22 protein-coding genes and 1 riboswitch are annotated in these 24,466 nt (G+C 72.4%); of the genes, 11 read left to right on the top strand and 11 right to left on the bottom strand.

Annotation, left to right across the window (positions count from 1 at the left end):
- Window positions 1–110 precede the first annotated feature (110 nt).
- The gene (locus tag KBX63_RS31825; RefSeq protein WP_210917711.1) at window positions 111–518 is read right to left on the bottom strand and encodes a hypothetical protein; all 408 of its coding nucleotides are present in this window, start codon (window positions 516–518) and stop codon (window positions 111–113) included.
- Between the two features lie 137 nt (window positions 519–655).
- A complete protein-coding gene (locus KBX63_RS31820) occupies window positions 656–799 on the bottom strand; it encodes a hypothetical protein (protein WP_210917709.1) in 144 nt (47 codons plus the stop codon).
- A 389-nt stretch (window positions 800–1,188) separates the two neighbouring features.
- Here KBX63_RS31820 and KBX63_RS31815 point away from each other — a divergent pair, with 389 nt between their 5' ends.
- Complete coding sequence (locus KBX63_RS31815) at window positions 1,189–1,551, top strand: STAS domain-containing protein (RefSeq protein ID WP_210917706.1); 363 nt, start codon at window positions 1,189–1,191, stop codon at window positions 1,549–1,551.
- Between the two features lie 26 nt (window positions 1,552–1,577).
- Here the strand turns inward: KBX63_RS31815 and surE are convergent, their stop codons facing one another.
- Both surE and KBX63_RS31805 read right to left on the bottom strand, forming a co-directional pair.
- Window positions 1,578–2,405, bottom strand: a complete 828-nt coding sequence (surE, locus tag KBX63_RS31810) for a 5'/3'-nucleotidase SurE (RefSeq protein WP_210917704.1) — start codon at window positions 2,403–2,405, stop codon at window positions 1,578–1,580.
- Complete coding sequence (locus KBX63_RS31805; RefSeq protein ID WP_307871915.1) at window positions 2,402–3,379, bottom strand: PfkB family carbohydrate kinase; 978 nt, start codon at window positions 3,377–3,379, stop codon at window positions 2,402–2,404. Before KBX63_RS31805 ends, surE begins: the two co-directional genes overlap by 4 nt.
- Window positions 3,380–3,557: 178 nt before the next feature.
- Between KBX63_RS31805 and KBX63_RS31800 the strand changes: the two genes are divergently transcribed.
- The gene (locus tag KBX63_RS31800) at window positions 3,558–4,025 is read left to right on the top strand and encodes an SRPBCC family protein (RefSeq protein ID WP_210917701.1); all 468 of its coding nucleotides are present in this window, start codon (window positions 3,558–3,560) and stop codon (window positions 4,023–4,025) included.
- A 76-nt stretch (window positions 4,026–4,101) separates the two neighbouring features.
- Here the strand turns inward: KBX63_RS31800 and KBX63_RS31795 are convergent, their stop codons facing one another.
- The 5 genes from KBX63_RS31795 to KBX63_RS31775 all read right to left on the bottom strand — a co-directional run bounded on the left by KBX63_RS31795 (window position 4,102) and on the right by KBX63_RS31775 (window position 10,277).
- Window positions 4,102–4,620, bottom strand: coding sequence for a hypothetical protein (locus KBX63_RS31795; RefSeq protein ID WP_210917700.1), 519 nt, complete (start codon window positions 4,618–4,620; stop codon window positions 4,102–4,104).
- A 118-nt stretch (window positions 4,621–4,738) separates the two neighbouring features.
- On the bottom strand, window positions 4,739–5,752 hold the full coding sequence (locus tag KBX63_RS31790) for a hypothetical protein (RefSeq protein ID WP_210917715.1): 1,014 nt from the start codon (window positions 5,750–5,752) through the stop codon (window positions 4,739–4,741).
- Between the two features lie 56 nt (window positions 5,753–5,808).
- Window positions 5,809–5,940: riboswitch (cyclic di-AMP (ydaO/yuaA leader) on the bottom strand.
- Between the two features lie 142 nt (window positions 5,941–6,082).
- Window positions 6,083–7,000, bottom strand: coding sequence for a cation diffusion facilitator family transporter (locus tag KBX63_RS31785; RefSeq protein WP_210917699.1), 918 nt, complete (start codon window positions 6,998–7,000; stop codon window positions 6,083–6,085).
- A 106-nt stretch (window positions 7,001–7,106) separates the two neighbouring features.
- On the bottom strand, window positions 7,107–9,224 hold the full coding sequence (locus KBX63_RS31780) for an AAA family ATPase (protein WP_210917698.1): 2,118 nt from the start codon (window positions 9,222–9,224) through the stop codon (window positions 7,107–7,109).
- A 108-nt stretch (window positions 9,225–9,332) separates the two neighbouring features.
- On the bottom strand, window positions 9,333–10,277 hold the full coding sequence (locus KBX63_RS31775) for an alpha/beta fold hydrolase (protein ID WP_210917697.1): 945 nt from the start codon (window positions 10,275–10,277) through the stop codon (window positions 9,333–9,335).
- 147 nt (window positions 10,278–10,424) lie between these two features.
- Between KBX63_RS31775 and KBX63_RS31770 the strand changes: the two genes are divergently transcribed.
- Complete coding sequence (locus KBX63_RS31770) at window positions 10,425–11,084, top strand: carbonic anhydrase (protein WP_247663748.1); 660 nt, start codon at window positions 10,425–10,427, stop codon at window positions 11,082–11,084.
- Window positions 11,085–11,175: 91 nt separating this feature from the next.
- On the opposite strand, the gene KBX63_RS31765 is transcribed toward KBX63_RS31770, so the two are convergent.
- Window positions 11,176–11,505 carry a hypothetical protein gene (locus KBX63_RS31765; RefSeq protein ID WP_210917694.1) on the bottom strand — a complete coding sequence of 110 codons (330 nt, stop codon included), beginning with the start codon at window positions 11,503–11,505 and terminating at the stop codon, window positions 11,176–11,178.
- A gap of 306 nt (window positions 11,506–11,811) precedes the next feature.
- Between KBX63_RS31765 and KBX63_RS31760 the strand changes: the two genes are divergently transcribed.
- Window positions 11,812–12,303, top strand: coding sequence for a DUF3145 domain-containing protein (locus tag KBX63_RS31760; protein WP_210917691.1), 492 nt, complete (start codon window positions 11,812–11,814; stop codon window positions 12,301–12,303).
- Between the two features lie 106 nt (window positions 12,304–12,409).
- Window positions 12,410–14,143 carry a glycoside hydrolase family 3 protein gene (locus KBX63_RS31755; RefSeq protein ID WP_210917689.1) on the top strand — a complete coding sequence of 578 codons (1,734 nt, stop codon included), beginning with the start codon at window positions 12,410–12,412 and terminating at the stop codon, window positions 14,141–14,143.
- A gap of 74 nt (window positions 14,144–14,217) precedes the next feature.
- Here KBX63_RS31755 and KBX63_RS31750 read toward each other — a convergent pair whose 3' ends face one another.
- Window positions 14,218–16,920, bottom strand: coding sequence for a sugar-binding protein (locus KBX63_RS31750; protein ID WP_210917687.1), 2,703 nt, complete (start codon window positions 16,918–16,920; stop codon window positions 14,218–14,220).
- Between the two features lie 393 nt (window positions 16,921–17,313).
- On the opposite strand from KBX63_RS31750, the gene KBX63_RS31745 reads away from it, so the two are divergent.
- From KBX63_RS31745 to KBX63_RS31720, 6 genes are all read left to right on the top strand, one after another.
- Entirely contained in the window at window positions 17,314–18,477 is a 1,164-nt protein-coding gene (locus KBX63_RS31745; protein ID WP_210917684.1) for an ROK family protein, read from the top strand.
- 42 nt (window positions 18,478–18,519) lie between these two features.
- A complete protein-coding gene (locus tag KBX63_RS31740; protein WP_210917671.1) occupies window positions 18,520–19,563 on the top strand; it encodes an extracellular solute-binding protein in 1,044 nt (347 codons plus the stop codon).
- Between the two features lie 157 nt (window positions 19,564–19,720).
- Entirely contained in the window at window positions 19,721–20,794 is a 1,074-nt protein-coding gene (locus KBX63_RS31735; RefSeq protein ID WP_210917668.1) for an ABC transporter ATP-binding protein, read from the top strand.
- On the top strand, window positions 20,791–22,587 hold the full coding sequence (locus tag KBX63_RS31730) for an iron ABC transporter permease (RefSeq protein ID WP_210917665.1): 1,797 nt from the start codon (window positions 20,791–20,793) through the stop codon (window positions 22,585–22,587). Before KBX63_RS31735 ends, KBX63_RS31730 begins: the two co-directional genes overlap by 4 nt.
- Window positions 22,584–23,459: a creatininase family protein gene (locus tag KBX63_RS31725; RefSeq protein ID WP_210917663.1), complete on the top strand. Its 876-nt coding sequence runs from the start codon at window positions 22,584–22,586 to the stop codon at window positions 23,457–23,459. Before KBX63_RS31730 ends, KBX63_RS31725 begins: the two co-directional genes overlap by 4 nt.
- Window positions 23,456–24,409 carry an amidohydrolase family protein gene (locus KBX63_RS31720; protein ID WP_210917661.1) on the top strand — a complete coding sequence of 318 codons (954 nt, stop codon included), beginning with the start codon at window positions 23,456–23,458 and terminating at the stop codon, window positions 24,407–24,409. The genes KBX63_RS31725 and KBX63_RS31720 overlap by 4 nt, the downstream gene beginning before the upstream one ends.
- The last annotated feature ends 57 nt before the right edge of the window (window positions 24,410–24,466 follow it).

The following is a 24,466-nucleotide window of genomic DNA, read 5'->3' as shown; positions in this document are numbered from 1 at the left end:
GGGGCCGGGGGGCGTACGAGGCGGGGCGCGCGGCGGTGGGGGAGGGTGGGAGGAAGGAGCGGGCCCCGGTCGACCGGTGGGTCGAGCGGGGCCCGGGGGTGGCGGGTGGATCAGTCGTTCAGGCCGACGGGGGAGTTGGGGCGGTCTACGTCGACGAACTCGACGTCGTCCATCGCACGGTCGTCCCGGCTGCCGGCAGCCCGGGCGGCGGAGCCGACGGCCCAGCCGACCGCGGCGCCGACCAGCGCGGCGCCGATCAGCAGCGTCCAGGGCAGCGCCGGCTGGCGGCCGGCGAGCGCGTCGAAGGCCAGCGAGGCTCGGCGCCGCGCCTCGTCGGCGGCGGAGCCCACCAGGTCGCCCGCACCATCGGCGAGGTCACTGCTGCCGCGTCGGGCGGAGCGGGCGGTGCCCCGGACACTGTCTCCCGCGGAACTGACGGCGGAGACCAGGTGCTCCCACGCCTGGTCCGCGATCCGCTCCGGCTTGCTGCGGCGGTCCAGCAGGTTGGTTCCGAACATCGTGGTTACCTCCTCGGGTGCCGAAGCCGGCGGCCACTTCGGACTTCGGCGTCTGTCCAGCGCGTCACGATTCGCCTACCCCGCAGTGCCCCGCGCCGGCCAGGCGCAAACCCGGCCGGCCCGGCTCGCCGGACAGGTCAGCGCAGCACCACCACGGAGACGCCCCGGGCGAAGTCGTCGTCGTCATCGTCGTCGTCATCGCCTCCGCCACCGAAGCCGCAGGCCAGTACGAGGGCGAGCAGGGCACCGACGCCGGCCAGCCCGGCCAGTTTCTTGATCATCGAAGGTCCTCTCCGTAACGGTGGGTTCCCTGGCCGATGCTAGGCGGCGTCGGCAACCACCCGTCCGGGACACGGTCGATCGACGAGGCGCGACACGCCGGTGCCACACGGGGCGAGCGCGGTTCGTGCGCCGGTTGTCGGGCGCGCCGGGCCGGGACCGCTACCCTGGTCCGGCGACGCGTCGGTTCCGACCGACGGTTGAGTGATCAGATAACGAAAAGCACTGAGTGATCAGATAACGAAAAGTCCGGATATGGGCGACTTTCTGTGCCCGGATCCGCGAATTGCTCATCCCGAGGGGTGGCGACCGAGGCCGTCAAAGGAATACTGTCGGTCGCGGCCCGCGTACTGATGAGGCGCCCGGGGGACGGGCGGGTGGAGGTGCTCGCGTGAGCCTGTCGATCGTGAAGTCGATTCTGTCCGGTGGAGTCGTGGAAATCGCCCCGCGCGGCGAGATCGACGTCGACACAGCGTACGAGGTGCGCGAGGCGGTCGCGGAGGTGCTGGCCAAGGGCCGCCCCGTACGCATCGAGCTGAACATGAGGCTGGTCACCTTCATCGACTCGGTCGGTATCAGCGCGATGGTGGCCGGCTTCCAGACCGCCGAGGTCAGCGGCGTCAAGCTGGTGGTCACCGAGCCGAGCCGGTTCGTGCACCGGCAGCTCTGGGTGACCGGCCTGCTCGGCCTCTTCGGTGCCCCCGAGCCATATTTCGCCGGCACCGCCACTCCCGAGGTGCTTCCCGGCGCCTGAGCGCTGGACGCCCCGGCCCACGCCGGTCAGGGCTGTTCGTCCAGGCCGCTCAGGTCGACGTCGGTCATCTCGGTGACCGCGCGGATGGCCGTCACGGACGCGTACCCCGCAGCCAGCAACGCCACGTCCGTGCCGGGCTGCGCGGCCTGCCCCGGTTCCTCCAGCGAGGTGCGCACGAAGCCGTGCCCCGATTCGGCCACCGTCATCTGCACCTGACCGAAACTGGCCAGCGTGCCGCGGCGCACCCCGCGCAGTCGCCCGTGCGGCAGGTCCGGGGCGTTCACGTTGAGCACGCTCTCGATCGGCGCGGCGGTCAGCCGGGGGAGCAGGTCCAGGGCGACCCGCGCGGCGGTGCTCCAGTTGCGCTCGACGTCGCGTACCCGGGCGGCGGCGTCCACCGCGGCGCCACCGCTGGCGGCCGTCGCCTCGCCCGCGGAGAGCACGTCCAGCGAGACCGCCATCGCCCGGCAGCCGTTCGTGGCGGCGGTGAACGCGGCCCCGACGGTTCCGGAGTGCAGTACGGCGCGGCCGGCGTTGGCACCCCGGTTGATGCCGGAGAGCACCACCGACGGCGGCGGGCCGAACGCGCCGTGCAGCGCGATCAGAGTGATGAAGCCGGGGGAGCCACCGACCCCGTACGCCGGCACGCCCGCCAGATCCGGCAACGGGTGGTCGTGCACCACCACCCGCCCGTCCTGCTCCACCGCGCTCATGGCGGCGCTGGTGCCACTCGCCTCCTCCAGTGGCGCGGCGACCACCACGTCCAGGCCCCGCTGCGCCGCGGCCCAGGCCAGCGCCTGGATGCCCGGTGCGGCGATCCCGTCGTCGTTGGTGACCAGCACGCGCAGCGTCATCGCTCGACCGCCCGCTCGGCCAGTTCGTCGGGGGTGGTCCGCTCCTGCTGTCGGCTGTCCGCCGGGACCAGCCGGACCCGCTCCACCAGACCGGTGATCGAGTCCAACCGCCCGGTGCCCAGCCCGTGCCGGGTCACGTTCAGCGCCCCGGCGGCGGCGCCGGTCCGGATGGCGGTCCGGATGTCTCCGCCGCCGGCCACCACGGCGGCCACCCCGGCGGTCATCGAGTCGCCCGCGCCGCGCGGGTCGGCCGCCTGCAACCGGGGCATCTCCACCTCGAACAACTCCCCGTCGATGAGCGCCAGCGCCGGCTCGTCGGCCCGGCTCACCACCACCGTCTCGGCGCCGGCGGCGTGCAGCTCGTACATCGCCCGGGTCAGCTCCGCGCTCTCCTCGTTGCGGGCGCGGCCGTCGCGGATCAGTTCCTCATGGCTCACCTTGAGGAAGAACACCCCGCTGTCCAGCACCGCGCCGAGGTGATCGCCGGAGAGGTCGACCACCACCCGGCCGCCGTTGGCACCGAGATCGGCGGCGAAGCGCCGGTACAGGTCGGCCGGAACGAGCCACGGCTCGTTGGGTCCACTGAGCACGCTCACCGACGCTCGCAGCCCCTCGCCGAGGGCCAGGTTGTACAACTCGTCGAGCTCGTGCCGGCTCAGTGGCTGCCCGGGCACGTCGGCGATCTCCTGCCGGGACCCGTCCCGGCGGTCGTGCACGTACCCGCCGCTGCCGGAGTCACGGACCACCACCTTGAGGTCCACTCCCTCGCTGACGAGCAGCGGTTCCAGCACCTGGCCGATCTCGCCGCCGAGCGCGGTGCAGAGCACCACGTCGATCCCGAGCGACATCACCATGCGGGCCTGCCAGACGCCCTGCCCGCCCGGGTGCAGGTGCAGCTCGGGCTGGTCGCTCGGCTGGTCCACCGTCACCGTCAGCTGCGGCGTGGGCGCAAAGACCATCACGTGCCCGCTCACCGGTCGTACCCGTTCATGCTCACGCCCTCCCTTGCCCGTCACGGCCGGTGGTTCCCCATCAGCCGACCGTAGTGGGAACGGGGTGTGAATGCCGAGGCAACGGTCCGTGTCCGTCCGGGCGTTGCCAGCCCGACCGGGGTACGGGACGATCGTGCGACCGACGACGGCGGGAGACGGTGTGCTCAGGAGCGAAACCTTCAGCTACACCGTCCAGGCCCGCTGCACGCCCCGCGAGGCGGCGGCGCTGCTGAGCGACCTGACGCGGCAGGGCGAGCTGCACCCCCTGATCGTCCGGGTCCGCCGGCTGCCGCTCCGGCCCGGCGCCCAGGCCAGCTACGTGATCAGCGACCGGCTGGTGGCCGGCCCGTTCCGCTTCCGGACCACCTACCAGGCGGACGTGCTGATCAGCGGGGACGACGAGATCGTCATGGTGGCCCGCCAGTGGCCGGCCACCACGGTGCGCAACCACACGCGGCTGCGCGGCGAGCCGGACGGCCTGGTCCGGGTCGACGTCGAGATCACCCTGACCGCGCCGGCCCCGCTGTTCCGGTACGCGTTCCGCCAGGCCAGGGCGGCCCACCTGGCTCTGGCCACCCGACTCGGCGCAGCCCTGGACCGCACGACCGGCTCCCCACCCGCCAGCTGAGCCCGCGCCCGCGCCTGGCCCGCGGCAAGGTCACGCTCGATCCTGGATGTAGTGGCCTGCTCGCGCGGGGAGGCCACTAGATCCTGGTTGCAGCGCGATCATGGCCGGTCCGGCCCGCGACGGTGGGCCGCGCGGCCGACCGTCGCCCCCACGGCTTGTACGTGGACAGCACCGTCACGATGATCATCAGACTGGTCGACACGGCCGGTGCGATCACCAGGTCGGCGCGGTCCCGGGCGGGCAGGGCGGCGCCCAGCGCGCCGGCGTGCCGCAGGTTCGGGGTGAGCAGGAACAGCACCAGCCCGACCATCACCGTGGTGATCACGAGTTTGGCCAGCACCCAGCGGTAGCGCAGCAGGCCCCACGGGGTGAGCAGCGCGCTGGCCACGCCGACCAGCCAGACGAGCACGCTCAACGGCGCGAACAGCACGGTGCCGACCAGCGCGGCGACCGGGTAGACGACGGCCGGGTCGGCGCCGCGCTGTGCCGCGACGCCGAGCGTGAGCAGCGTCAGGTCGGCGCCGAGCCAGCCGAGCGAGGTGACCAGGTGCAGGGTGAGCAGGGCCTTGCGGGCGGTGGGCGGGATGCGACGCATACCAGGATGCTGCCCGCCGGGCCCGGCCCGGACGTCCGACCGCCGGCGACATCCCGGGTACGTCCGCTGACGTACCCGGGCGGGACGGTGCCCCGCGAGACGGGGCACCGCCCCCGGGTCAGTACACCGACAGGTGCACGTGGTTGGTGTGGTCGCTGGACGGGTCGCCGCCCGCCCCGCTGTACGACTTCCACCCGCTGCTGGGCAGCCAGATCTGCCTGTACCAGATCACGTAGAGCACGGCGAGCCGGTCGGCGTTGCGGATGAAGTACGCGGCCAGGTTGTTGCCGTACGTCTTGTCGCCGCCGGTGGCGTCGCCGCCGAAGCCGCTCTTCTGCGCGGCGAAGTCGCAGGCCCGACCCTTCGGGTGTTCGCCGGAGCCGCCGTTGCGGTGGCAGGAGACGTACCGGGTGAAGCCCGCGGCCTTGGCCTGGTTGAGCGCGTGCAGGGTGCGCGGGGTGATGCAGCCGGTGGCCGGGGTGGGGTCGTTGACGCTGCACGACTCCGACGGCCAGGAGCCGTCGGAGTTGCGCGGCGCGGCCTTGGCGTTGGCGGCGGAGGTGCCCCGGTTGGAGCCGGTGTCGGCGGTCGTCCGGGGCTTGGTGGTGGCCACGGTCAGGGCCCGTTCGGCCTGCTCTTTGCGCTTGGCCATGACCGTCACCTGCTTGCGCTGTTCACGGATCTCGCCGTCCAGGGCGACGCGGGTGCGGTTGACCTCGTCCCTGGTGGCGGCGAGGTCGCGCAGCGCCCGGTCCTCGTTGGCGGCGACCGCGTCCAGCGTGACGGCCCGGTCCATGAAGCCCTCGGGGGTGTTGCTGTTGAGCAGCGCCGACACCGTGCCGAGCCGGCCGGTGCGGTAGGCCAGTCCGGCGATCTCGTCGACCTTGCCGCTGCGCGCCGTCAGCTCGGTCTCGGTGGTCTTCAGTTGGGTGGCGAGCTGTTGCTGCCGCTGTACGGAGGTGTCCAGGGCGCGCTTCGCGTCCAGGTATCCCTTGCTGGCCGCCTCCAGTTGGGCCCGCAGCGCGGGGGTGCCGCCCTCTTCGTCGCCGTCGGGTGCCGCGGCGGCCCGCAGGCCGGTCGGGGGAGCGGCCGAGGCGGCGCCGGCCGGGATCGCGACGCCGAGGGCGAACATCGCGACGATCAGGGCCGCCAGTCGGGCGGCGGGTGGTCGTGCTGGTACCACTACGCATGTCCTTCCGTCAGCCGCCGACCGGGTTAGCTGACGGGTTCGGGACGGAAGATCCCTACCGCTGACGCGGATGCACCCCAGGAACATGGTTCCCCGGTTCGCCCGCTCGGGCGATTAGGCGGCGGCCGCCACCGGCGCCGGGAGGGCGCCGCCGGGTGGAGGCCGGGACCGAGCCTACCGGTGCCGGTGGGGCCGATGCAGCCGATGTGACGGACGGTGCGTGCGTCGTCACGGTAAATTCCGGCCAATCCGAGTGAAACTCCCGAAATGCCGCTACCATTCGACCGATCCACAGGCTCCGGGGGCCGCGCCGGGTTCGATCTGCAACGTCGCGTGCTCGATCCGGAAGTCCTCGTGCAGGGCGGTGCGCGCCGCGGCGAGCACCACGCCGACATCCGCGCCCGGCGCCATGGTCAGGTGTGCGGACGCCACCTCCATGCCCGAGGTGAGCGTCCAGACGTGCAGGTCGTGCACCTCGACCACGCCGGGCACCGCGGCCAGCCGGTCATGCACGGCGGTCACCTGGAGGTGTTCCGGGGCGGCCTGCACCAGGATGCGGACCGCGGCCCGTCCCAGCCGCCAGGTGCGCGGCAGGATGAACACGCCGATGGCGACGGCGACCAGTGGGTCGGCCCACCACCAGTCGGTGAGCTGGATGAGCAGCGCCGCGCCGATGACGCCGAGCGAGCCGAGCAGGTCGCCGAGCACCTCCAGGTAGGCGCCCTGAAGGTTGATGCTCTCCCGGGCCCCCGCGCGGAGCAGGGCGAAGGCGGCCAGGTTGGCGAGCAGGCCGAGCACGGCCACGGCGAGCATCGGACCGGCCAGCACCTCGTGCGGGTCGCCGAACCGGCGGATCGCCTCGATCACCACGTAGACCGCGACGCCGGAGAGCAGGACGGCGTTGGCCAGCGCGGCGAGCACCTCGAGTCGGTAGAGCCCGAAGGTGCGTTGCGGGTCGCCGGTGGCCTGCCGGGTGGCGGTGATCGCGGCGAGCGCCATCCCGATGCCGAGCACGTCGGTGAACATGTGCCCGGCGTCGGAGAGCAGGGCCAGCGAGCCGGTGTGGAACGCGGCCACCGCCTCGACCACCATCAGGGTGGCGAGCAGCCCGAACGCTGCCCAGAGCCGCCCCCGGTGCTGGTGCGCGGAGTTGGCGACCGACCCGTGGTGGTGGTCATGACCTGCGCCCACGAGACCACCCTCCGCCGTCGGTCCGGACCCGGTCAAACGTATGCTCACATCGCTATGTATGCAAGTCTACGGCAGGGCATCCGTCCGACGGGGCTCGCTTCGCAGGTCAGCCGGTCGGGTCGATGGTGGTGAGGCGCTGGGTGGCCCGGGACAGCGCGACATAGAGGGTGCGCACCCCGGCGCCCGGATCCGCCCGGATCTCGCTCGGGGCGACCAGCACCACCCCGTCGTACTCCAGGCCCTTCGCCTCCAGGCTGGTCACCACCTGCAGTCGCGGCGCACCGAGTGCGCCCAGCCAACCGGCGACCTCGTCGCGGCGGGGGACCGGCGTGATCACCCCGACCGTGCCCTCCACCTCGGCCAGCAGGCCGGTGGCCGCCTCCACGGTCGCGGTCCGCAGGCCCGCGGCGGGCACCACAAGCTCGACCGGATCGACCCCGGTGGAGCGGACGGCGGTCGGCAGCGGCAGGTCGGGGTAGAGCCGGCGGATCTCCGCCGCCGCCACCGCGAAGATCTCCGCCGAGTTGCGATAGTTGGTGGTCAGCGTGAAGTCGTGCCGCTTGCGCCGGCCCAGCGCCTGGTCCCGGGCCCGGCTCAGCTCCTCCGGGTCGCCGGTCCACGCGGTCTGTGCCGGGTCACCCACCACCGTCCAGGAGGCCAGCCGGCCACGCCGGCCGACCATGCGCCACTGCATCGGCGAGACGTCCTGCGCCTCGTCCACCACCACGTGCGCGTACTCCCGGTAGTCCGCCGGCCGTTCCCGGGCCGCCGCCCGCGCGGCCCGCTGCCGGTCGCCGAAGCTGCTCAGCTCACGGACCCCGCCAGCGAGCTGGAACGGGTCACGCCGGGCCCGGGCCGGCTGCGCAGGCTTGCCGAGCAGCGCGTCCAGCTCGTCCAGCAGCGCCACGTCGGCGATGGTCAAGCCGGCCGCGTCCAGGTCCTGGTACGCCGCGCTGAGCAGCCGGATCTCGGCGGTGGAGAGGATGCCACCGGCGTACCGGCGCAGACGGTCCGGCCGGGCCAGCCAGCCGAGCACGTGCCGGGGGTGCAGCCGTGGCCACCACGCCTTGAGAAACTCCCGGAACTCCGGCCGCTCGGCGATCTCCGCCTCGAAGGCCGGCTGCTCCGGCAGCCGACCGATGCCCAACCGCCGGGCCTGCGCCCAGAGGGCGGCGAAGACACCGTCGAAGCCGGCCCGGCGCACCTCGTTGCGCCGGGCGCCCCGGTGCAGCACGCGGTCCCGGATCCCGTCCAGCTCGGCCCGGTCCAGCCGCAGCAGCGTTCCCCGGTAGAGCAACCGCAGCTCGCCCGGCCCGCCCGGCACCGCGTCCCGGACCGCCCGCTCCAGCACCCGGCGCATCCGCAGCGAACCCTTCACCGCCGCCACCTCGGGCGGGTCGGTGCGGGTGGCGGTCATTCCCGGGAAGAGGGTTCCCAGCGAGTGCAGCGTCGCGGTGTCCTCGCCGAGCGAGGGCAGCACCGAGGCGATGTACTCGACGAAGACCGAGGACGGGCCGACCACCAGGATGCCGCCGCCGGCGTACCGGCTGCGCTCGGAGTACAGCAGGTAGGCGGCCCGGTGCAGGGCCACCGCGGTCTTGCCGGTGCCCGGTCCGCCGGCGACGATCGTCACCCCGGAGCTGGGCGAGCGGATCGCCTCGTCCTGCTCACGCTGGATCGTCGCCACGATGTCGCGCATGCCCCGGCCGGTGGCCCGGGACAGGGTCGCCAGCAGCGCGCCGTCGCCGACCACCGTCATCCCCTCGGGGGCGGCGGTCGGATCGAGCAGGTCGTCCTCGATCCGGGTGACCCGCTCGCCGCGGGACTGGATGGTGCGCCGGCGTACCACGCCCAGCGGCTGTGCCGGGGTGGCCTGGTAGAAGGCGGCGGCCGCCGGCGCGCGCCAGTCGACGACCAGAGTGGTCGCGTCCTCGTCGCGGATGCCGAGCCGGCCGACGTGCAGGACCTGCCGGTCCCGCAGGTCCAGCCGGCCGAAGACCAGCCCCTCATGCTCGGCGTCGAGGGTGTGCCGTCGCTGCGCGGCGTGGAAGACCATCGCGTCGCGCTCGACGAGCGCGCCGAAGGTGCCCACCCGGGCCATCCGGTAGCCGTCCCGCTCGGCGCGGACCGCCGACCGCCGAAGTTCGGCGAGTCGGGCGTACACCCGGTCGAGGTGCCGTTGCTCGACGGCGATCTCCTGCTCCAGGGCGGTCTGGTCGGTCAACGCACGCTCCTCCTGACGTCGCCGGCGAGCGGCGCGAACCGCGCGAGCCAACCGCAGAAGGGTACGGCCCCGGGCCCGGCCTCCCGCGCCCGAGGTGCGGGAACGTGGTCAGACACCCGTCCCGGCGGGCGCCGCGCCGCTCGCGCGGGGCGCCGGCTCGGCGAGCACCCGGCTCAGGACACCCGTCAGCGCGGCGTTCACCTCCTGCGGGCGTTCCATCATCAGCATGTGCCCGGCACCCGGGCAGACGGTCAGCTCGGTGGCCGGCAGGACCGCGGCGATCGACTCGGCGCACGGCGGCGGGGTCAGCCGGTCCCGGTCGCCGACCAGGGCGGCCGCCGGCAGGTGGGCCAGCGCGGCGAGGGTGTCCAACCGGTGCTGGGCGCCGATCGAGGCGCGGAACCCGCCGATCGAGCGCAGCGAGGCGCGAGCCACCGCCGAGGTCACCAGCCTGATGTCGGCCGGCTCGCAGCGGTCGCCGAAGAGCATCCACCGGATGCTCGGTTGCAGGGCGCGCAGCAGCGCCCGGGGTGCCCGCCACGAACCGCACCGGGCCAGCACCCCGGCGCCGGTCGTCTCGGCCAGCCGGATCAGCCGGGCGATCCGGGGGGAGAGCCCGTAGACGGTGTGCGTATGCCCCTGCGCGGTGGTCGAGACGAAGACCAGGCCGGCGGTGCGGGCGGTGAAGTGCCCGGGGTGGCGGTGCGCGTACTCCATGATCGTCATACCGCCCATCGAGTGCCCTACCAGGACCACCCGCCCGGTCGGCGCGACCGCGTCGAGCACCGCGAGAAGGTCGTCGCCGAGCTGGGCCAGGGTGGCCGTGGGCAGCGGCATGCAACTGGACCGGCCGTGCCCCCGCGCGTCGTAGGTCACCACCCGCACTGCGCCGCCAAACGCGCCGGTGAGGGCGTCGACCTGCCGGTGCCAGCTGCGCCCGTCCAGCGTCCAGCCGTGCAGCAGGACAGCGGTGACCTGGGCATCCGCGGGCCCCGCCGCCTCGACGTGCAGCCGTACGCCGTCGGGCAGACCGACCTCGAACCGCTCCGGCATCGCCACCTCCCAGGGCCGCCCGGCACCACCCGCACCGGGATACCCGGCGGTAACACCGGCTACCCGTCATGACACCACGCCAATCGCGCCGGGGCGAACATTCCCGACCCCGCCCGTGGCCGCCCAGGGCGGGCCAAGCTGAACGGCATGGGGTCGTCGGGGGCAACGCCCGGAACGCCGGCGGGCGGACCGTCGGCGCCGGGGCGACAGGCCGGTGGTACACCTCGCGCCGCGCTGGCCGAGCTGCTCGCCGGTAACCGGCGCTTCGTCAGCGGCCAGCCCGTGCACGGTCACGACGTCACGGCCGCCGCGGCGGCCGCCTCCGGTGACCAGCAGCCGTACGCGGTGGTGCTCGGCTGCATCGACTCGCGGGTGCCGCTGGAGGCGATCTTCGACCAGACCTTCGGCGCGATCTGCGTGATCCGCACCGGTGGGCACGTGCTCGACCGCGCGGTGTGCGGCTCCATCGAGTACGTGGTCGGCCAGCTCGGCGTACCGCTGGTCATGGTGCTCGGCCACGAGCGGTGCGGCGCGGTGGGAGCCGCCGTGGACGCGTTGCGCGCCGGGGAGCGGCCCGGCGGCTCGCTGTCCCACCTGGTGGACGAGATCGCCCCGGCGGTGATCGAGGCGGGGCTGGACGACCCGGCGGTGCACCCGCTGGCGATCCGCCGGCACGTCCGGCGCACCGTGCGGACCCTGCGCGACGACGACCTGCTGGCCGGGCCGGTCGCCGCCGGCCGGGTCGCCGTCGTCGGCGGCCTCTACGACCTGGCCACCGGGGAGGTGGCCCTGGTGGACCCGGCCTGAGCCCGCCGGGCACTCCGACCCGGGTACGGACGCGAAAACGCCCGCCGGGAGTTCCCGGCGGGCGTTTTCAGATGACGCGGTGGGGGAGGGCTCAGCCCTCGAAGACGCCGGCCGCGACCAGGCGCTTCTCGGTCGCCTCCCAGCCGTCACCCGGGTGGGTCACGGCCAGGTTGTTGATCTCCGCCCGGATCTTGGCGGCGTGGCCGGCCGCGGCCAGCACCCGGATCTCCTCGACGAAGGCCTCGGAGTCGGTGCGCAGGTGCACGGTCTTGCCGTTGGTCAGGTTGCGCACGTAGGCGTGCTTGCCGCTGTTCAGCGGGATGAGGTACTTGAACTCGCCCAGCACGCTGAGGGCGCCACCCTGGCCAGCCTGGCCGGCCCGGACGGACGCGCGCGCGGTCTTAGAGGTGTTGCTCGCCACGGAGGTACTCCTTGCAAGACGTACGGGAGGACTGGACGTCCGGGGGCTGTGTGCGGGCGACACCGGGTCGGCCCGCGAAGTTGTGCGCGGCAGAAGCCGCCGATGGAACTGTACAGGACCACGACATCAGGCTGGTCGTCGCGGTGTCCTGAGAGGCAACGGAGACCACCCGTCCGGCTATTCCGGCCGGCGTTTTTTCCGATTCTCTGGCGCACCATCCGTCACAGGAGTAATCATGTGTTGCATCAGCCACTCGGGTGGACGAGGTCGTAGGGGAAGACGCACCTCGCTCTCCGGGAGGTCACCGTGCCAACGCGTGGCGTCGTATACGTCCACTCGACCCCGCTCGCCGTGTGCTCGCACGTCGAGTGGGCGATCGCGCGCGTCCTAGCCGCGCCGGTCAACCTGCAGTGGACGGCTCAGCCCGTCGACCCCGGCGCTCGCCGGGCCGAGTGCGGGTGGACCGGTCGTCCGGGGACGGGCGCCGAGCTGGCTGCTGCTCTCCGGCAGTGGCCCATGATCCGTTTCGAGGTGACCGAGGAACCGAGTCCCGGCGCCGACGGCGAGCGCTTCATGTACGTGCCGGCACGCGGCCTGTTCCGGGCCACCGTCGGCGCGGCCGGTGACATCCAGCTCGGCGAGGACCGGCTGCGCGCGCTGATGGCCGCCGCCCGTGCCCCGGAGGCGCTGGCGCACGCACTGGACAAGGCGCTCGGCACCGCGTGGGACGATGACCTGGAGCCCTACCGGTACGCCGGCGACGGCGCGCCGGTGACGTTGCTCACCCGGGTCGGCTGACCAGATCGCCCCCCGGCCCGGCCACCTGCCCGCACGTTGGCGCGGCGGCGGTCTGCGGCGGCTGGCCGGTAAGGTCAAGTTGCCCCGATAAGGGTGAACTGGTGGGATGGGCGGCGTGCCGATTCGCCCGCGCCGCGCCAGCGTCGCCGTCGCCGCCCTGACCGCCCTGCTCGTGTCCGGCTGCTCGGGTACCCGGGACAGTCCCGCGCCGACGCCCGGTCCGGCCGGCACCTCGGCCGGCCCGAGCACACCCGCCACCACGCCGACCGGCGACCCCGCCGCCCAGGCGGCCGCGCTGGTCGCCACGCTCTCCGACGAGGACCTGGTCGGCCAGGTGCTGATGCCGTACGCCTACGGCGACTCGGCTACGAAGGTCTCACCCGGCTCGGCCGCCGGCAACCAGGCGCTGGCCGGGGTCGACACCCCGGCCGAGATGATCGCCAAGTACCGGCTGGGCGGGCTGATCCTGGTCGGGTTCAGCGCCGACGACCCGACCAAGGGCAACCAGGAGACCACCAACGTCGACAACCCGAAGCAGGTGCACGAGCTGACCGGCGGGCTCCGTGCCGCCGCCGGCCGGCTCGCCGCCGGCCCGGCGCCCTTCCTGGTCGGCACCGACCAGGAGTACGGCGTCGTCACCCGGATCACCGACGACGTCACCGTGCTGCCCAGCGCCCTCGCCGCCGGTGCGGCCGGCGACCCGGCGCTGACCGAGGCCGCCTGGCGGGCCGCCGGCACCGAGCTGGCCGCGATGGGGATCAACATCGACTTCGCTCCGGTGGCCGACGTGCTGGCCACCCGCAGCACGGTGATCGGCTCCCGGTCCTACGGCGCGGACCCGAAGCGGGCAGCGGCGCAGGTCGGCGGCGCGGTCCGGGGCCTCCAGGCGGGCGGCGTCGCCGCCACCCTGAAACACTTCCCGGGTCACGGCCACAGCGCCGACGACTCGCACCAGGACCTGCCGGTGCTCACCCAGTCCGCGGCGGCGCTGAAGAGCGGCGCCTGGCCACCGTTCACCGCCGGGATCGGCGCCGGCGCGATGGCCGTCATGTCCGGTCACCTGGACGCGCGCACCATCGACCCCGGCACCCCGGCGACCTTCTCGCACAAGCTGCTCACCGACGTGCTGCGCGGCCAGCTCGGCTTCACCGGCGTGGTGATCACCGACGGCATGAACATGCCCCCGGCGAAGCGCTGGGCGCCCGGCGAGGCCGCGGTCCGGGCGTTGAACGCCGGCAACGACCTGATCCTGATGACCCCGAACGTCGGCCAGGCGTACGACGGGCTGCTCGCCGCGCTGCGCGGCGGGTCGCTGACCCGGGCCCGACTGGTCGAGGCGGTCACCCGGGTGCTGACCATGAAGTTCCGCCTGGCGGCGCTCCCGACCGCGCAGATGTCCACGCTCAACGCCCCGGCGCACCGCGCGGCGGCGGACGCGCTGGCCGCCGGTGCGGTCACCGTGCTGCGCGGCGCCTGCGGCGGCGCGGCGCGCGGGCCGATCACCGTCACCTCCTCCGGCGGCCGGGACGGCACCCGGTCGCTGCTCACCGAGGCGCTGACCGCAGCCGGCGTCAAGGTGGTGCCCAGCGGCGGCACGGTGGTGCACCTGGTCGGCTACGGCGACGGCACCGCCGACCTGCGCGCCGACGCGGCGGTCACCGTCGCCATGGACACCCCGTACGTGCTGGCCAAGGCGGCGTCGCCGACGCTGCTGGCCACCTACTCCTCCAGCCGGGCGTCGATGACCGCGTTGGCCGCCGTGCTGGCCGGCAAGGCCCGCCCGGGCGGGCGGTCCCCGGTGACCGTGCCCGGCCTGCCCGCCACCACCTGCGCCACCTGACCGTCTACCGCCGGCACGGCGGAGGGCAGGTGCCGGACGCTTCGTCCGACACCTGCCCGGGTTCCCCGATGACCTCAGCGGCGGATCGTGACCTGCTGGGCGACGGCCGAGCCACCTGACTCGAACGCGGCCAGCACGGCCGTCGCCTCATCCCCGTCGACCGGGACCAGCACGGTCACCGGCTGGCCGGGCCGCAACTCGACCGTGCGGCTGCCCAGGGCGCGGTCGCCGTTCCAGGTGCAGAGGTACGCCGTGCCCGTACGGTCGGACTGCAGGGCGACCTCGACCCCGCCGTTCACCCGGCGCTGCCGGGTGAGGCGCAGTGCCCGCTCCGGCAACCGAGGCACCGCCGCCGGCGCCACACCGTCGATCGCGGACTGGGCGATCGTCTGCGGGCTGTGCACACTGCGCGCCGAGGTGTCCGGGAAGACCGGCGTGCTCGGGCCCTGCTGGGCAGGGGTGTAGCCGGGCAGGGTGACCAGGCCGTAGCGGTACGGGTCGGCTCGTACGCCGGTGAACGTCGACCAGCCGAGTCGAGACTGGGAGGCGAGATCCTGCGTGTCCGAGTCGTAGACCAGCACGTTGAAGCCCATCCGGGCCGGGTCGACCGCGTCGGGCAGCACCGCGAACGGGATGCTCGTCTCGATCGTGTAGCCGGTGTAGGGCTCGCTGACCTTGCTGACCACGGTCATTCCTGGAGCGGTCTGCCCACCCGGGCCCTGCCGGTTGTCGGCGTCGCGCTGCCAGCACGGCGGGTTGCCGTTGGCCGGGTCGTCCGTGATGGGGAAGATGCCCGCCTTGAACACGGTCGAGGTGTCCGAGGAGTCGCCCTTCGGGTCGACGATGATCTCGACGCTGTCGGTCCGCCGCTGACGCTTGCAGTCCTGCGGCACCACCTTCCGGCCGAGTACGTCGTCGGTGACCGTGACGATCACCTTGAGCGCGTCCGCGGTCCAGACGATCCGGCCCTTGGCTGACGCGTCGGCCACGGTGGTCGCCTCGCCCTCCCAGATCCGCGAGAAGTCGAGCTCCTCGCCCGGGTACTCACCTGCGCCGGCTACTCCGTCGACGGCGTGGGCGACGCCGGCCTGGGGCACCTCGCTGGTCGGCACGATCTCCAGGGCACCGCTCTCGACCGTGCTGCCGGTGCTGCTGGCGGTCGTGATGGTGATGCCGTAGTCGCCGCCCTCGCCGCCCTCGTTGGCCGTGGGGAGCGAGGCGTCACTGTTGGTGACACTGAAGGTGACCGCGCCGGTGGCGCCGGCCGCCAGGTCGTGGTAGCTCTTCGTGGCGGCGTCAGCAGTGAAGCCTGCGGGCAGGCCGAGGGTGACCGTGCCGTTCTGTACGGTCTCGCCGACGTTGCGGAGGTCGACCCTGACGTCGCGGGTCTTGCCGGAGCCGATGGTGAGCACCGGCTTGATCAGGGTGTCGAGCTGGCCGTAGCCGCCCGCGCTCGCCCAGTCACGGAAGAGGCCGACCTCGGGCAGCGGCTCCAGGGTGCCGCGTACATCGGCGACGACCCGGACGGCCTCGTCGGTGCTGCCGGAGCCCTGGCCCTTGGTGTTCAGGGTGGCCGTGAGCAGCTTCTGCGTGCCGGTCTCGCCGCCCTTCGGCACGGTGACGGTGAAGGTCGCCGTCCGATCCCTGCCAGCCGGGACGCTCACGCCGAGCCCCGTACCGCCGGAGACGGACCAACCGTCCGGCGCCTGCAGCGTCACCGTCGGGCGGTTCAGTGCCCGGTTGGCGGCGGCCTTGACGTGCGCGGTGACCTCGACGCTCTCGCCGGGTGCGACGTCGAAGCGGTCGGTGGTCAGGTACAGCTCGGTGCCCTTGGGCAGCCCGCCTTTGGCCGACGGAAGCATTGACCCGCGCAGGATCGCCTCCGGTGAGTTGTCCTTCGGGTCGTACGGCACCCGGCTGTCGACGAGGGTGTAGAAGTCGCAGCGGATCTTCGCCGGGTCGGTCGGGGCGGCCGCGGTGCCGGCCCAGCCCTGGGTCACGTACTCCCGGCGGGCGTCGACCTCGATTTCCGCCCAGGTCTTGCCGGTCCTGCTCGGGGTGCCCTCCCAAACGCCGAAGACCTGGTCGGTCGGGACCGTCGGGGTGAAGCTGGACGCGCACGCCGGGCCGGCCGAGGAGCTGCCGGTTCCGCCGGTACGCAGGAACTTCGCCGCCCGGAACACGCTGAGCCCTTCCTCGCGGATCTGCTCCGGGAAGGCCTTCGGGTCGGCGGCCCCCTGGAACGCCTCGGCGGCGAACCTGGCGGCCTGCTGGTGATTGCCGTGGTTACCCGGGGTCGGCGACGGGTTCATGGTCATGATGATCTCGGGGCGGGTCGTCCGGATCACCCGGACGATCTGACCGAGCGTCGCGTCGTGGCCCCAGATCTGCTCCGACAACGGTGCCGAGGCGGTGTACCAGAAGTCGACCCGATCCAGGTTGTACAGGTTCTGCACGCCGGCCTGCCCGATCGCGGTCCGCTCCTCGCGCTCCCGGATGATGCCGAGTGGTGGCCCCTCCTCGAGGCCGACGGCGTTGCCGCCGCCCTCGCCCCGGGTGATGGTGACGACGCCGGCCTTGGCACCGTACTTCTCCTTCCACTGGCCGAGCGTGGCGAGGCTGCCCGCCTCGTCGTCGGGGTGGGCGCTGACGAAGAGCACGTCGAGGTCGACCGCGCCGCTGGCTGCGGGGTGGGCGGTGGAGGCGAGCGCGGTGGCTGGTGTCCCGGACAGGGCCAGCGCGAGCGCCGTCGGTAGCAGGAATGCCTTGAGTCGCATGTGGATCCTTCCGAACCGCGGGGTCCGGACGGCGACGACCGGCGGGGGACGCGGGATGCGTCGCGCCGACGGGTCGGGTCCGGTTCGTTGGTGGGACGGGCGGCGGTGAGGCCCCGATCGACGGGCGTCACCGGGGTGCACAGCGGTACGGGACTTCCGTACACACTGGAAGGCCTTCGCCGGGTGACGCTAGAGATCGTCGGCGAGGAGCGTCAATACCTCGAAGAGACTTCCTTCTTTTCCGGAAGAAACGAAGTGCCTTGTAGCCGAGGGTCACTCTCTGGATCTCCTTCGGCACGAATGGGCATTTTTCCTGCTCCAAGGGGGTCTTGGCCGAACGCCGAGACGCAGTCGTTACTTGACTCCATAGTTCGTTCGCCGTAGGAAGGAAATGTGACTGACGTGGTGACGCCACCAACGAGCCCGGTGAGCCGGGAGCGGTCGAAGGAGATCAAGCGGCTTTCCGTGATCTCCACCGCCCGCCAGGTGCGCCTGCTCTCGCGTGCCGAGCTGACCGAGCTGACCGGGTTGAGCCCCGCCACGCTCACGCCGTTGGTCCGCGAGCTGATCGCCGAGGGCTACCTTCTGGAGCGAGGGCCGGGCGCGTCCCGCTCGGGACGTCCCCGCGCGATGTTGGAGTTCAATCCTCGTGCCGAGCTGGTCGCGGCCGTTTCGCTGGAGCCGTCCCGGATCAGCTGCGAGATCGCCGACAGTGACGGAGCGGTGGTGGCGCACCGCGCCGTCCGACTCGCTGGTGACATCGTCGACACCATCTGCCGTTCCATCCCCGAGCTGGCCGGGGATGGCCTGCCAGCGTTGCGAGGAGTGGCCATCGCGGCGCCTGGCGTCTCCTCCGGAGGTGCTGTCCGGCTCGCCCCGTCGGTCGGCCTGGTGGAGGGGCGGCCGGTTGGGGAGATGGTCCAACGGCGGCTGGCCGTACCGGTCGTGGTCGACAACGACGTGAACCTGATGGCCGCGGGTGAGCACGCCGCAGGGGCGGGCAGTGACGTCGCCGACCTGCTGCTGCTGCACGTCGCCGACGGCATAGGGGCGGGTCTGGTGCTGGACGGGCAGGTCCGCCGGGGCGCCGGTGGTGCCGCCGGCGAGGTGGGTTTCCTGCCGCTGGACCCCGCGGATCGTGGGCACGACGGGATCGGCCCGTTCGAGGCACGCTGGTCGGAAAATGCCATCGCCGAGCGGGTGGTCGCGTTGGCGCCGGGCCGCCGCCCCGAGGCGCCGGTACGCGCCCTGGTGGAGTTGGCGCGCACCGGAGGCGCCGCCGCGGAGTTCCTGGACGAACTGCTGACCGCCTGGTCCCGGCTGATCGTCTCCTGCGTCTGCGTCATCGACCCGGGCCGGGTTCTGCTCAGCGGTGCCGCCGCACAGCTCGACGACTCCGCTGTCGAGCGGATCCAGACCCTCGTCACCGCTGGCGCGCCCGCCGCGACCGAAGTACGCCGGGCCGTGCTCGGCGATCGGGCGGTGCTGCACGGCGCGGTCAGCTACGCGCTGTCGGCCGCCGCGGCCGGCCTGCCCCTCCTGCTTCCCTCCTCGTAACCACCCGGATTTCCCCTCGTCCCCCGTTGGAGGTACTTACTCATGAGACGTCGCCTTTTCCTCACCGGAGCGCTCGCCGTTGCCCTGGTGGCCGGCACCGCCGCCTGTGGCGGTGGTGACGACGCGGCCGACGGCAGCGTCGAGAAGCTGACGATCTACACGGCCCGTGACAAGAAGGTCTCGACCTTCGTGGTCGACCAGTTCACCGCGAAGTTCCCCGAGTACAAGGGGAAGGTCGAGATCCTCAACCTCGGCGCCCAGGAGATCCTCGAGCGGGTCCGGGCCGAGAAGGCCAACCCGCAGGCGGACATCTGGTGGGGCGGCACCCAGCAGGGGCTGGCCGCCGGCGCGTCCGAGGACCTGCTGACCGCCTGGCAGCCGGCGTTCGCCAGCAAGATGGACGCCCGGTACAAGGACGCCGAGGGTCGCTGGTTCGGCGAGATCCTGCTGCCCGAGGTCATCATGTACAACAACAAGGCGCTCACCCCCGAGCAGGCCCCGAAGGACTGGGACGACCTGCTCGCGCCGCAGTGGAAAGACAAGATCGTCATTCGGGACGTGGCCGCGTCCGGCACCATGCGGTCGATCTACGCCTCGATGATCCAGCGGCAGTCCGCCGACGGCAGCAACCCCCAGCCGGGCTACGACTGGCTCAAGAAGCTCGACGCCAACACCGGCGCGTACGCCGCCAACCCGGCGGACCTGTACCTGAAGCTCTCCCGGCAGCAGGGCCTGCTCAGCGCCTGGAACCTGCAGGACGTCCTGCTCCAGGCCAACCAGTCGAACATGCCGTTCGGCTTCGTGATGCCGGCCTCCGGCGCGCCCGTGCTGGTCGACGGTCTCGCCGCGGTCAAGGGCGGCAACACCACCGGCGCCCAGAAGTTCATCGAGTTCCTCTTCGACGACAAGCTCCGCGCCGACCTGGCCAAGGACTACTACCAGATCCCCGCGGTGGACATCGCCGAGGAGCCGGAGTGGCTCGCCCAACTCCAGCTCAAGCCGATGGACGTCGACTGGGACGTGGTCGGTAAGAACGAGACCGACTGGATCAACCACTGGAACGGCGAGATCAAGAACAAGGGCTGACCGGATCGGCGCCGGACCGGGCACCATCCCGGTCCGGCGCCGCCCCGGGGACGTACCGGCGCTGGACGGCCGAGGGTGACTCGCGTCCGACCGGCTCCCCGGCCCGCCCCACCCCCTGCGACCGGCCACGCCCGGTTCCGGACTGAGGAGAGACATCATGATCGATGTCACGCTGGAGTCGGTGAGCAAGCGCTTCGGGCGCGCCGGCGACACCGCGGCCGTCGACGACGTCGACATCACGATCGCCGCCGGGGAGTTCTTCACCCTGCTCGGCCCGAGCGGCTGCGGCAAGACCACCACGCTGCGGATGGTGGCGGGGTTCTACTTCCCGAGCTCCGGGCGGATCCGGTTCGGCGACCAGGACGTGACCCGGCGCCCGCCGAACAAGCGCGACACCGGCATGGTGTTCCAGAACTACGCGCTCTTTCCGCACATGTCCGTCGCGCAGAACGTCGCGTACGGGCTGAAAATCCGCAAGGTCGGCCGGGCCGAGTCGAAGCGGCGGGTCGAGGAGGCGCTCGCCCAGGTCCACCTTGCCGGCTACGGCGAGCGTCGGATCGACCAGCTCTCCGGTGGCCAGCAGCAGCGGGTGGCGCTGGCCCGGGCACTGGTCATCCGGCCGCGGACCCTGCTGCTCGACGAGCCGCTCTCCAATCTCGACGCCAAACTCCGCGAGGAGACTCGGGTCGAGATCCGGAGAATCCAGCGGGAGGCCGGCACAACCTCGCTCTACGTCACCCACGACCAGGCCGAGGCGATGGCGATGTCCGACCGGATCGCGGTGATGGAGTCCGGTCGGGTGCGGCAGATCGGCGCCCCGCAGGAGATCTACCACCGGCCGGCGACCAGCTTCGTCGCCCGGTTCATCGGCCGCAGCAACGTGCTGAGTCTGCCGGTGCTGGGCGCCGGCCCGGAGACGGTCACGGTGCGGCTGCCCGACGACAGCCAGGTCAGCGTCGCCGCTCCCACCGATCACGGGTTGGGCACGGGGGCGACGGCCCTGGTCTCGATACGCCCCGAGCACATCGGCCTCACCTCGGCCACCGAGCCCGGCGTGGTCACCGGTCGCGTCACCGAGCTGGAGTTCACCGGCATGTCCACCAACCTCCTGGTCGACGTGGCCGGCGAGGCGGTGCAGGTGGCCGCCGTCGATCCGCCGGCCGGCCTGTCGGTGGGCGACCAGCTCGGGCTGCGGCTGCCGCGGGAGCGGATGTGGGTGGTGCGGCCATGAGCACCATCCCCGCCACCCCGAGCCCGGCCACCATCCCACCGGTCACCGGAAGCCCGGCGCCCGCCGGCGACGGACGGCGGCGACGCTTCACCGATCGGTTCACCGGCGGGACGAACTCGCGTTGGTTCCCGTACCTGCTGGTGCTGCCGCTCGCCCTGATCCTCTTCGGGTACGTGGTGCAGCCGATGTTCGCCACCTTCGCCGAGAGCGTCGGCGTCGACGCGGTGGCGAACTACACCAGCTTCTTCACCAACTCCGGCGTCGCGCGATCATCCCTGGTCACCTCCCTGATCATCTCCGCTGCCAGCGTGCTGCTCTGCGGGATCGTCGGGGTCGCGATGGCCTTCCTGCTCAAGCGCTTCTCGTTTCCCGGCCGGCGGTTGATCGAGGCGATCATCCTGGTGCCGGCGGCGCTGCCACCGCTGATCGGCGCCATCTCCTTCCAGCTGCTGTACAGCGAGACCGGCATCCTGCCGCGCGGGCTTCAGCAGATCTTCGGCACCGCCGAGCCGGTGCTGCCCTTCAGCGGCATCGCCGGGGTGCTGGTGGTGCACACCTTCACCATGTACCCGTTCTTCTACCTGTCCGCTGCCGCGGCGCTGGCCGGGATGGACCCGTCGGTGGAGGAGGCCGCCTACAATCTGGGCGCCGGTCGGGTCCGGGTCTGGCGGACGGTCCTGCTGCCGATGCTCACCCCGGCGCTGGTCTCCGCCTCGCTGCTGGTCTTCATGACGTCGCTGGCGTCGTACACCGCCCCGCTGCTCTTCGGCGTGGACCAGACAATGACCATGCAGATCTACATCAACCGCACCAACGGCGACCTGCCGATGGCGTCCACCTACGCCTCCGTGTTGGGTGTGGTCTCGGTGCTGTTCCTGCTCGGCATGCGCTGGTACGAGGGGCGGCGCAGCTACCGCTCCCAGTCCAAGGGGGTCGCCGCGCACCGCCGCGAGATCACCAATCCCCTCGGGCGTTGGCTGGCTCTGGGCGCGTCGCTGCTGGCCACCGTGGTCCTGCTGGCTCCGGTGGCGACCATCGCGCTGGTGGCGTTCTCCGCCGACGGCTCGTGGACCACCGAAGTGGTGCCCGCGGCGTACACCATGCAGAACTTCGTCACGATCTTCTCCGACCCGAACGCGTTCCAGCCGATCCTCAACTCGTTGCAGATGAGCCTGCTGGCTACCATCGGCTGCATCGTGATCGGCGTACTGATCGCCTACGCGGTGCGCCGGCTCGACTTCCGCGGGCGCGGCGTGCTGGACGTGGCGGTGATGCTGGCCTGGGCGCTGCCCGGCACGGTGGTGGCGATCAACCTGATCTCGGCGTTCAGCACTGGTAACGCGTTCAGCTTCGGTCAGGTCCTGATCGGCACGTTCTGGATCATGCCGCTGGCGTACTTCGTGCGGTTCCTCCCACTGGTTTTCCGGTCCAGCGCGGCCACGCTCGCCCAGATCGACCCCGCTCTGGAGGAGGCGGCCCGCAACCTCGGCGCCTCCTGGTGGCGCGCCTTCGGCTCGGTGACCCTGCGACTGATGCTGCCGGGCGTGATCGCCGGCGGGCTGCTGGCCTTCGTGCACGGCGTTGGCGAGTTCGTCGCCTCGGTGCTGATCTACACATCGCAGACCGCGCCGATCTCGGTCGAGATCAACAACAGGATGTACTCGTTCGAGGTCGGCACCGCTGCCGCGTACGGCATGCTCCAGGTCGTGTTGATCTTCGTGGTGATGGTGGTCTCCGGCCGGCTCGAAACCGGTCGGCGGGCCTCCCGGGAGGCGGCGCAGTGGACGGCATGAGCACGTGGCCGGCAACCGGGGCGCTACTCCCGGCGGCCCGGGTGCCCGGCGGTGAGCTGGCGGCCGTGGCCGAAGCGGCGGACTTCGCGGTGCTGCCGGTCGGCGCCGTCGAATGGCACGGCCCGCACCTGCCACTGGGCACCGACCTGATCCTGGCCGAGGGCTTCGCCAGCGAGAGCGCCGCCACCTCCGGACCCCGGGGAGTGCTCTTCCCCGCCGTGCCCTACGCGGCCTGCCCCGGGCAGACCCGGCCCTGGCCGGGCACGGTGGCGATCCGGCCGGAGATCGCGGTCGGCTACCTCGCCGACGTCATCGAGGGAATCGTCGCCGCCGGGTTCCCCAGGCTGCTGATCGTCAACGGCCACGACGCCAACATGTCCACCGTCCGGGCCGCGATGGAGTGGGTCTCCGGCCGGCGGCAGACCAGCCTGCTGTTGGTGAACTGGTTCCAGCTGGTCAGCCCGGCGGAGACCACGGAGATCTACGGTGCCCTGCCGGCCCGGGGCCACGGCGGGGCGTACGAGACCTCCGGTGTGCTCGGCTTCGACCCGGAGGCGGTGCGCCTCGACGCCGTCACCGACCTGCCGCCGAAGCCGAAACTGCCGGTGACCCACCCGTACGTGCTGGTCGAATCCCGTCCGGACCCCTGGCAAGGCTGGTCGGGGCACATCTCGCTGGCCAGCGAGGAGGCCGGGCGGCGGGTCCGTGAGTTGGCCGGCGGCCGGCTGCGGGAGATCGTCGAAGCCTGGGTGGCCGCACCGCTGCCCGCGCCACCGAGTGACGACCCGCTGCCGGCGCCTGGATCAGACGCGGGCCGACCGACAGCCCCGACCCAGCCCGGCGACACCGCACCGATCAGGGGAGCATCATGAGCGGCGACCGTGGACTCGAGATCGTCGACTTCCACCTGCACTTCCGGATCGGTGCCGACGAGACCATCCGAGCCTGTGAGCATGAGGCCGGGATGCACCCCGGCGGTGATCACGAGCGGAGCGTCCGGGCTGCCGGTGCCGCGCCGTACGCCGCTCAGTGGCGTCGGGCGTGGAGCTTCCCCGACCCGGAGCCGCCCGCCGAGCGATGGCAGGACGAGGCCGACCGGTGGGCCGAGGAGTTGCGCACGCACCGCATCAGCAAGGCGGTCTTCGTCACCGGCGGCGGCAACGACAGCGTCGCCGACGTCGTCGACCGGCATCCGGACCTGCTGCTCGGCTTCGCCCATCACGACCCGTACGGCCCGGATGCCGCCGCCGAACTGGAGCGAGCGGTGGTCGAGCGTGGCCTGCGCGGGCTGAAGCTCTTCGCCCCGCTTCTGCGCGGTCCGCTCGACGACCCCGCGCTGGATCCGCTCTGGGGTACCGCCCAGCGACTCCGCGTGCCGGTGCTCATCCACATCGGGCACTACGGCAGCGCCGGTGGCCTGACCTTCGGTCGGTACGGCGGCCCGGACGAGCTGGCCCGGATGGCCCGGCGCTTCCCCGAGCTGTCGGTCGTGGTGCCGCACTTCGGCGTGCAACACGTGCAGGAGTTGTTCTTCGCCGCGTGGGGCTGCCCGAACATCCTGGTCGACACGTCCGGCTCCAACCAGTGGGTGCGGTGGATGCCGTACAAGCTCACCTTGGAGGACCTTTTCCGCCGCTGCTACGAGACCATCGGCCCGAACCGCATCGTCTACGGCAGCGACTCGTCGTGGTTCCCTCGGGGCTACGTCACCCGCTACCTCGACGACCAACTGCGGGTCTGTCGCGAGTTGGGCATGCCCGACGACCACCTGCGAGCCATCTTCGCCGGAAATGCCGAACGACTACTCGGCCTGACCGACTGACCGGCTGACGCCCCGGGGGCGGCGGACCCGCCGCATCCGGCCTGGAAGGAAGTAAGG

The organism is Micromonospora sp. U21, from assembly GCF_018070045.1.
Classification (GTDB): Bacteria; Actinomycetota; Actinomycetes; order Mycobacteriales; family Micromonosporaceae; genus Micromonospora.
The sequence above is the reverse complement of the archived record's forward strand: the minus strand, read 5'-3'. Positions and strand labels throughout refer to the sequence as shown.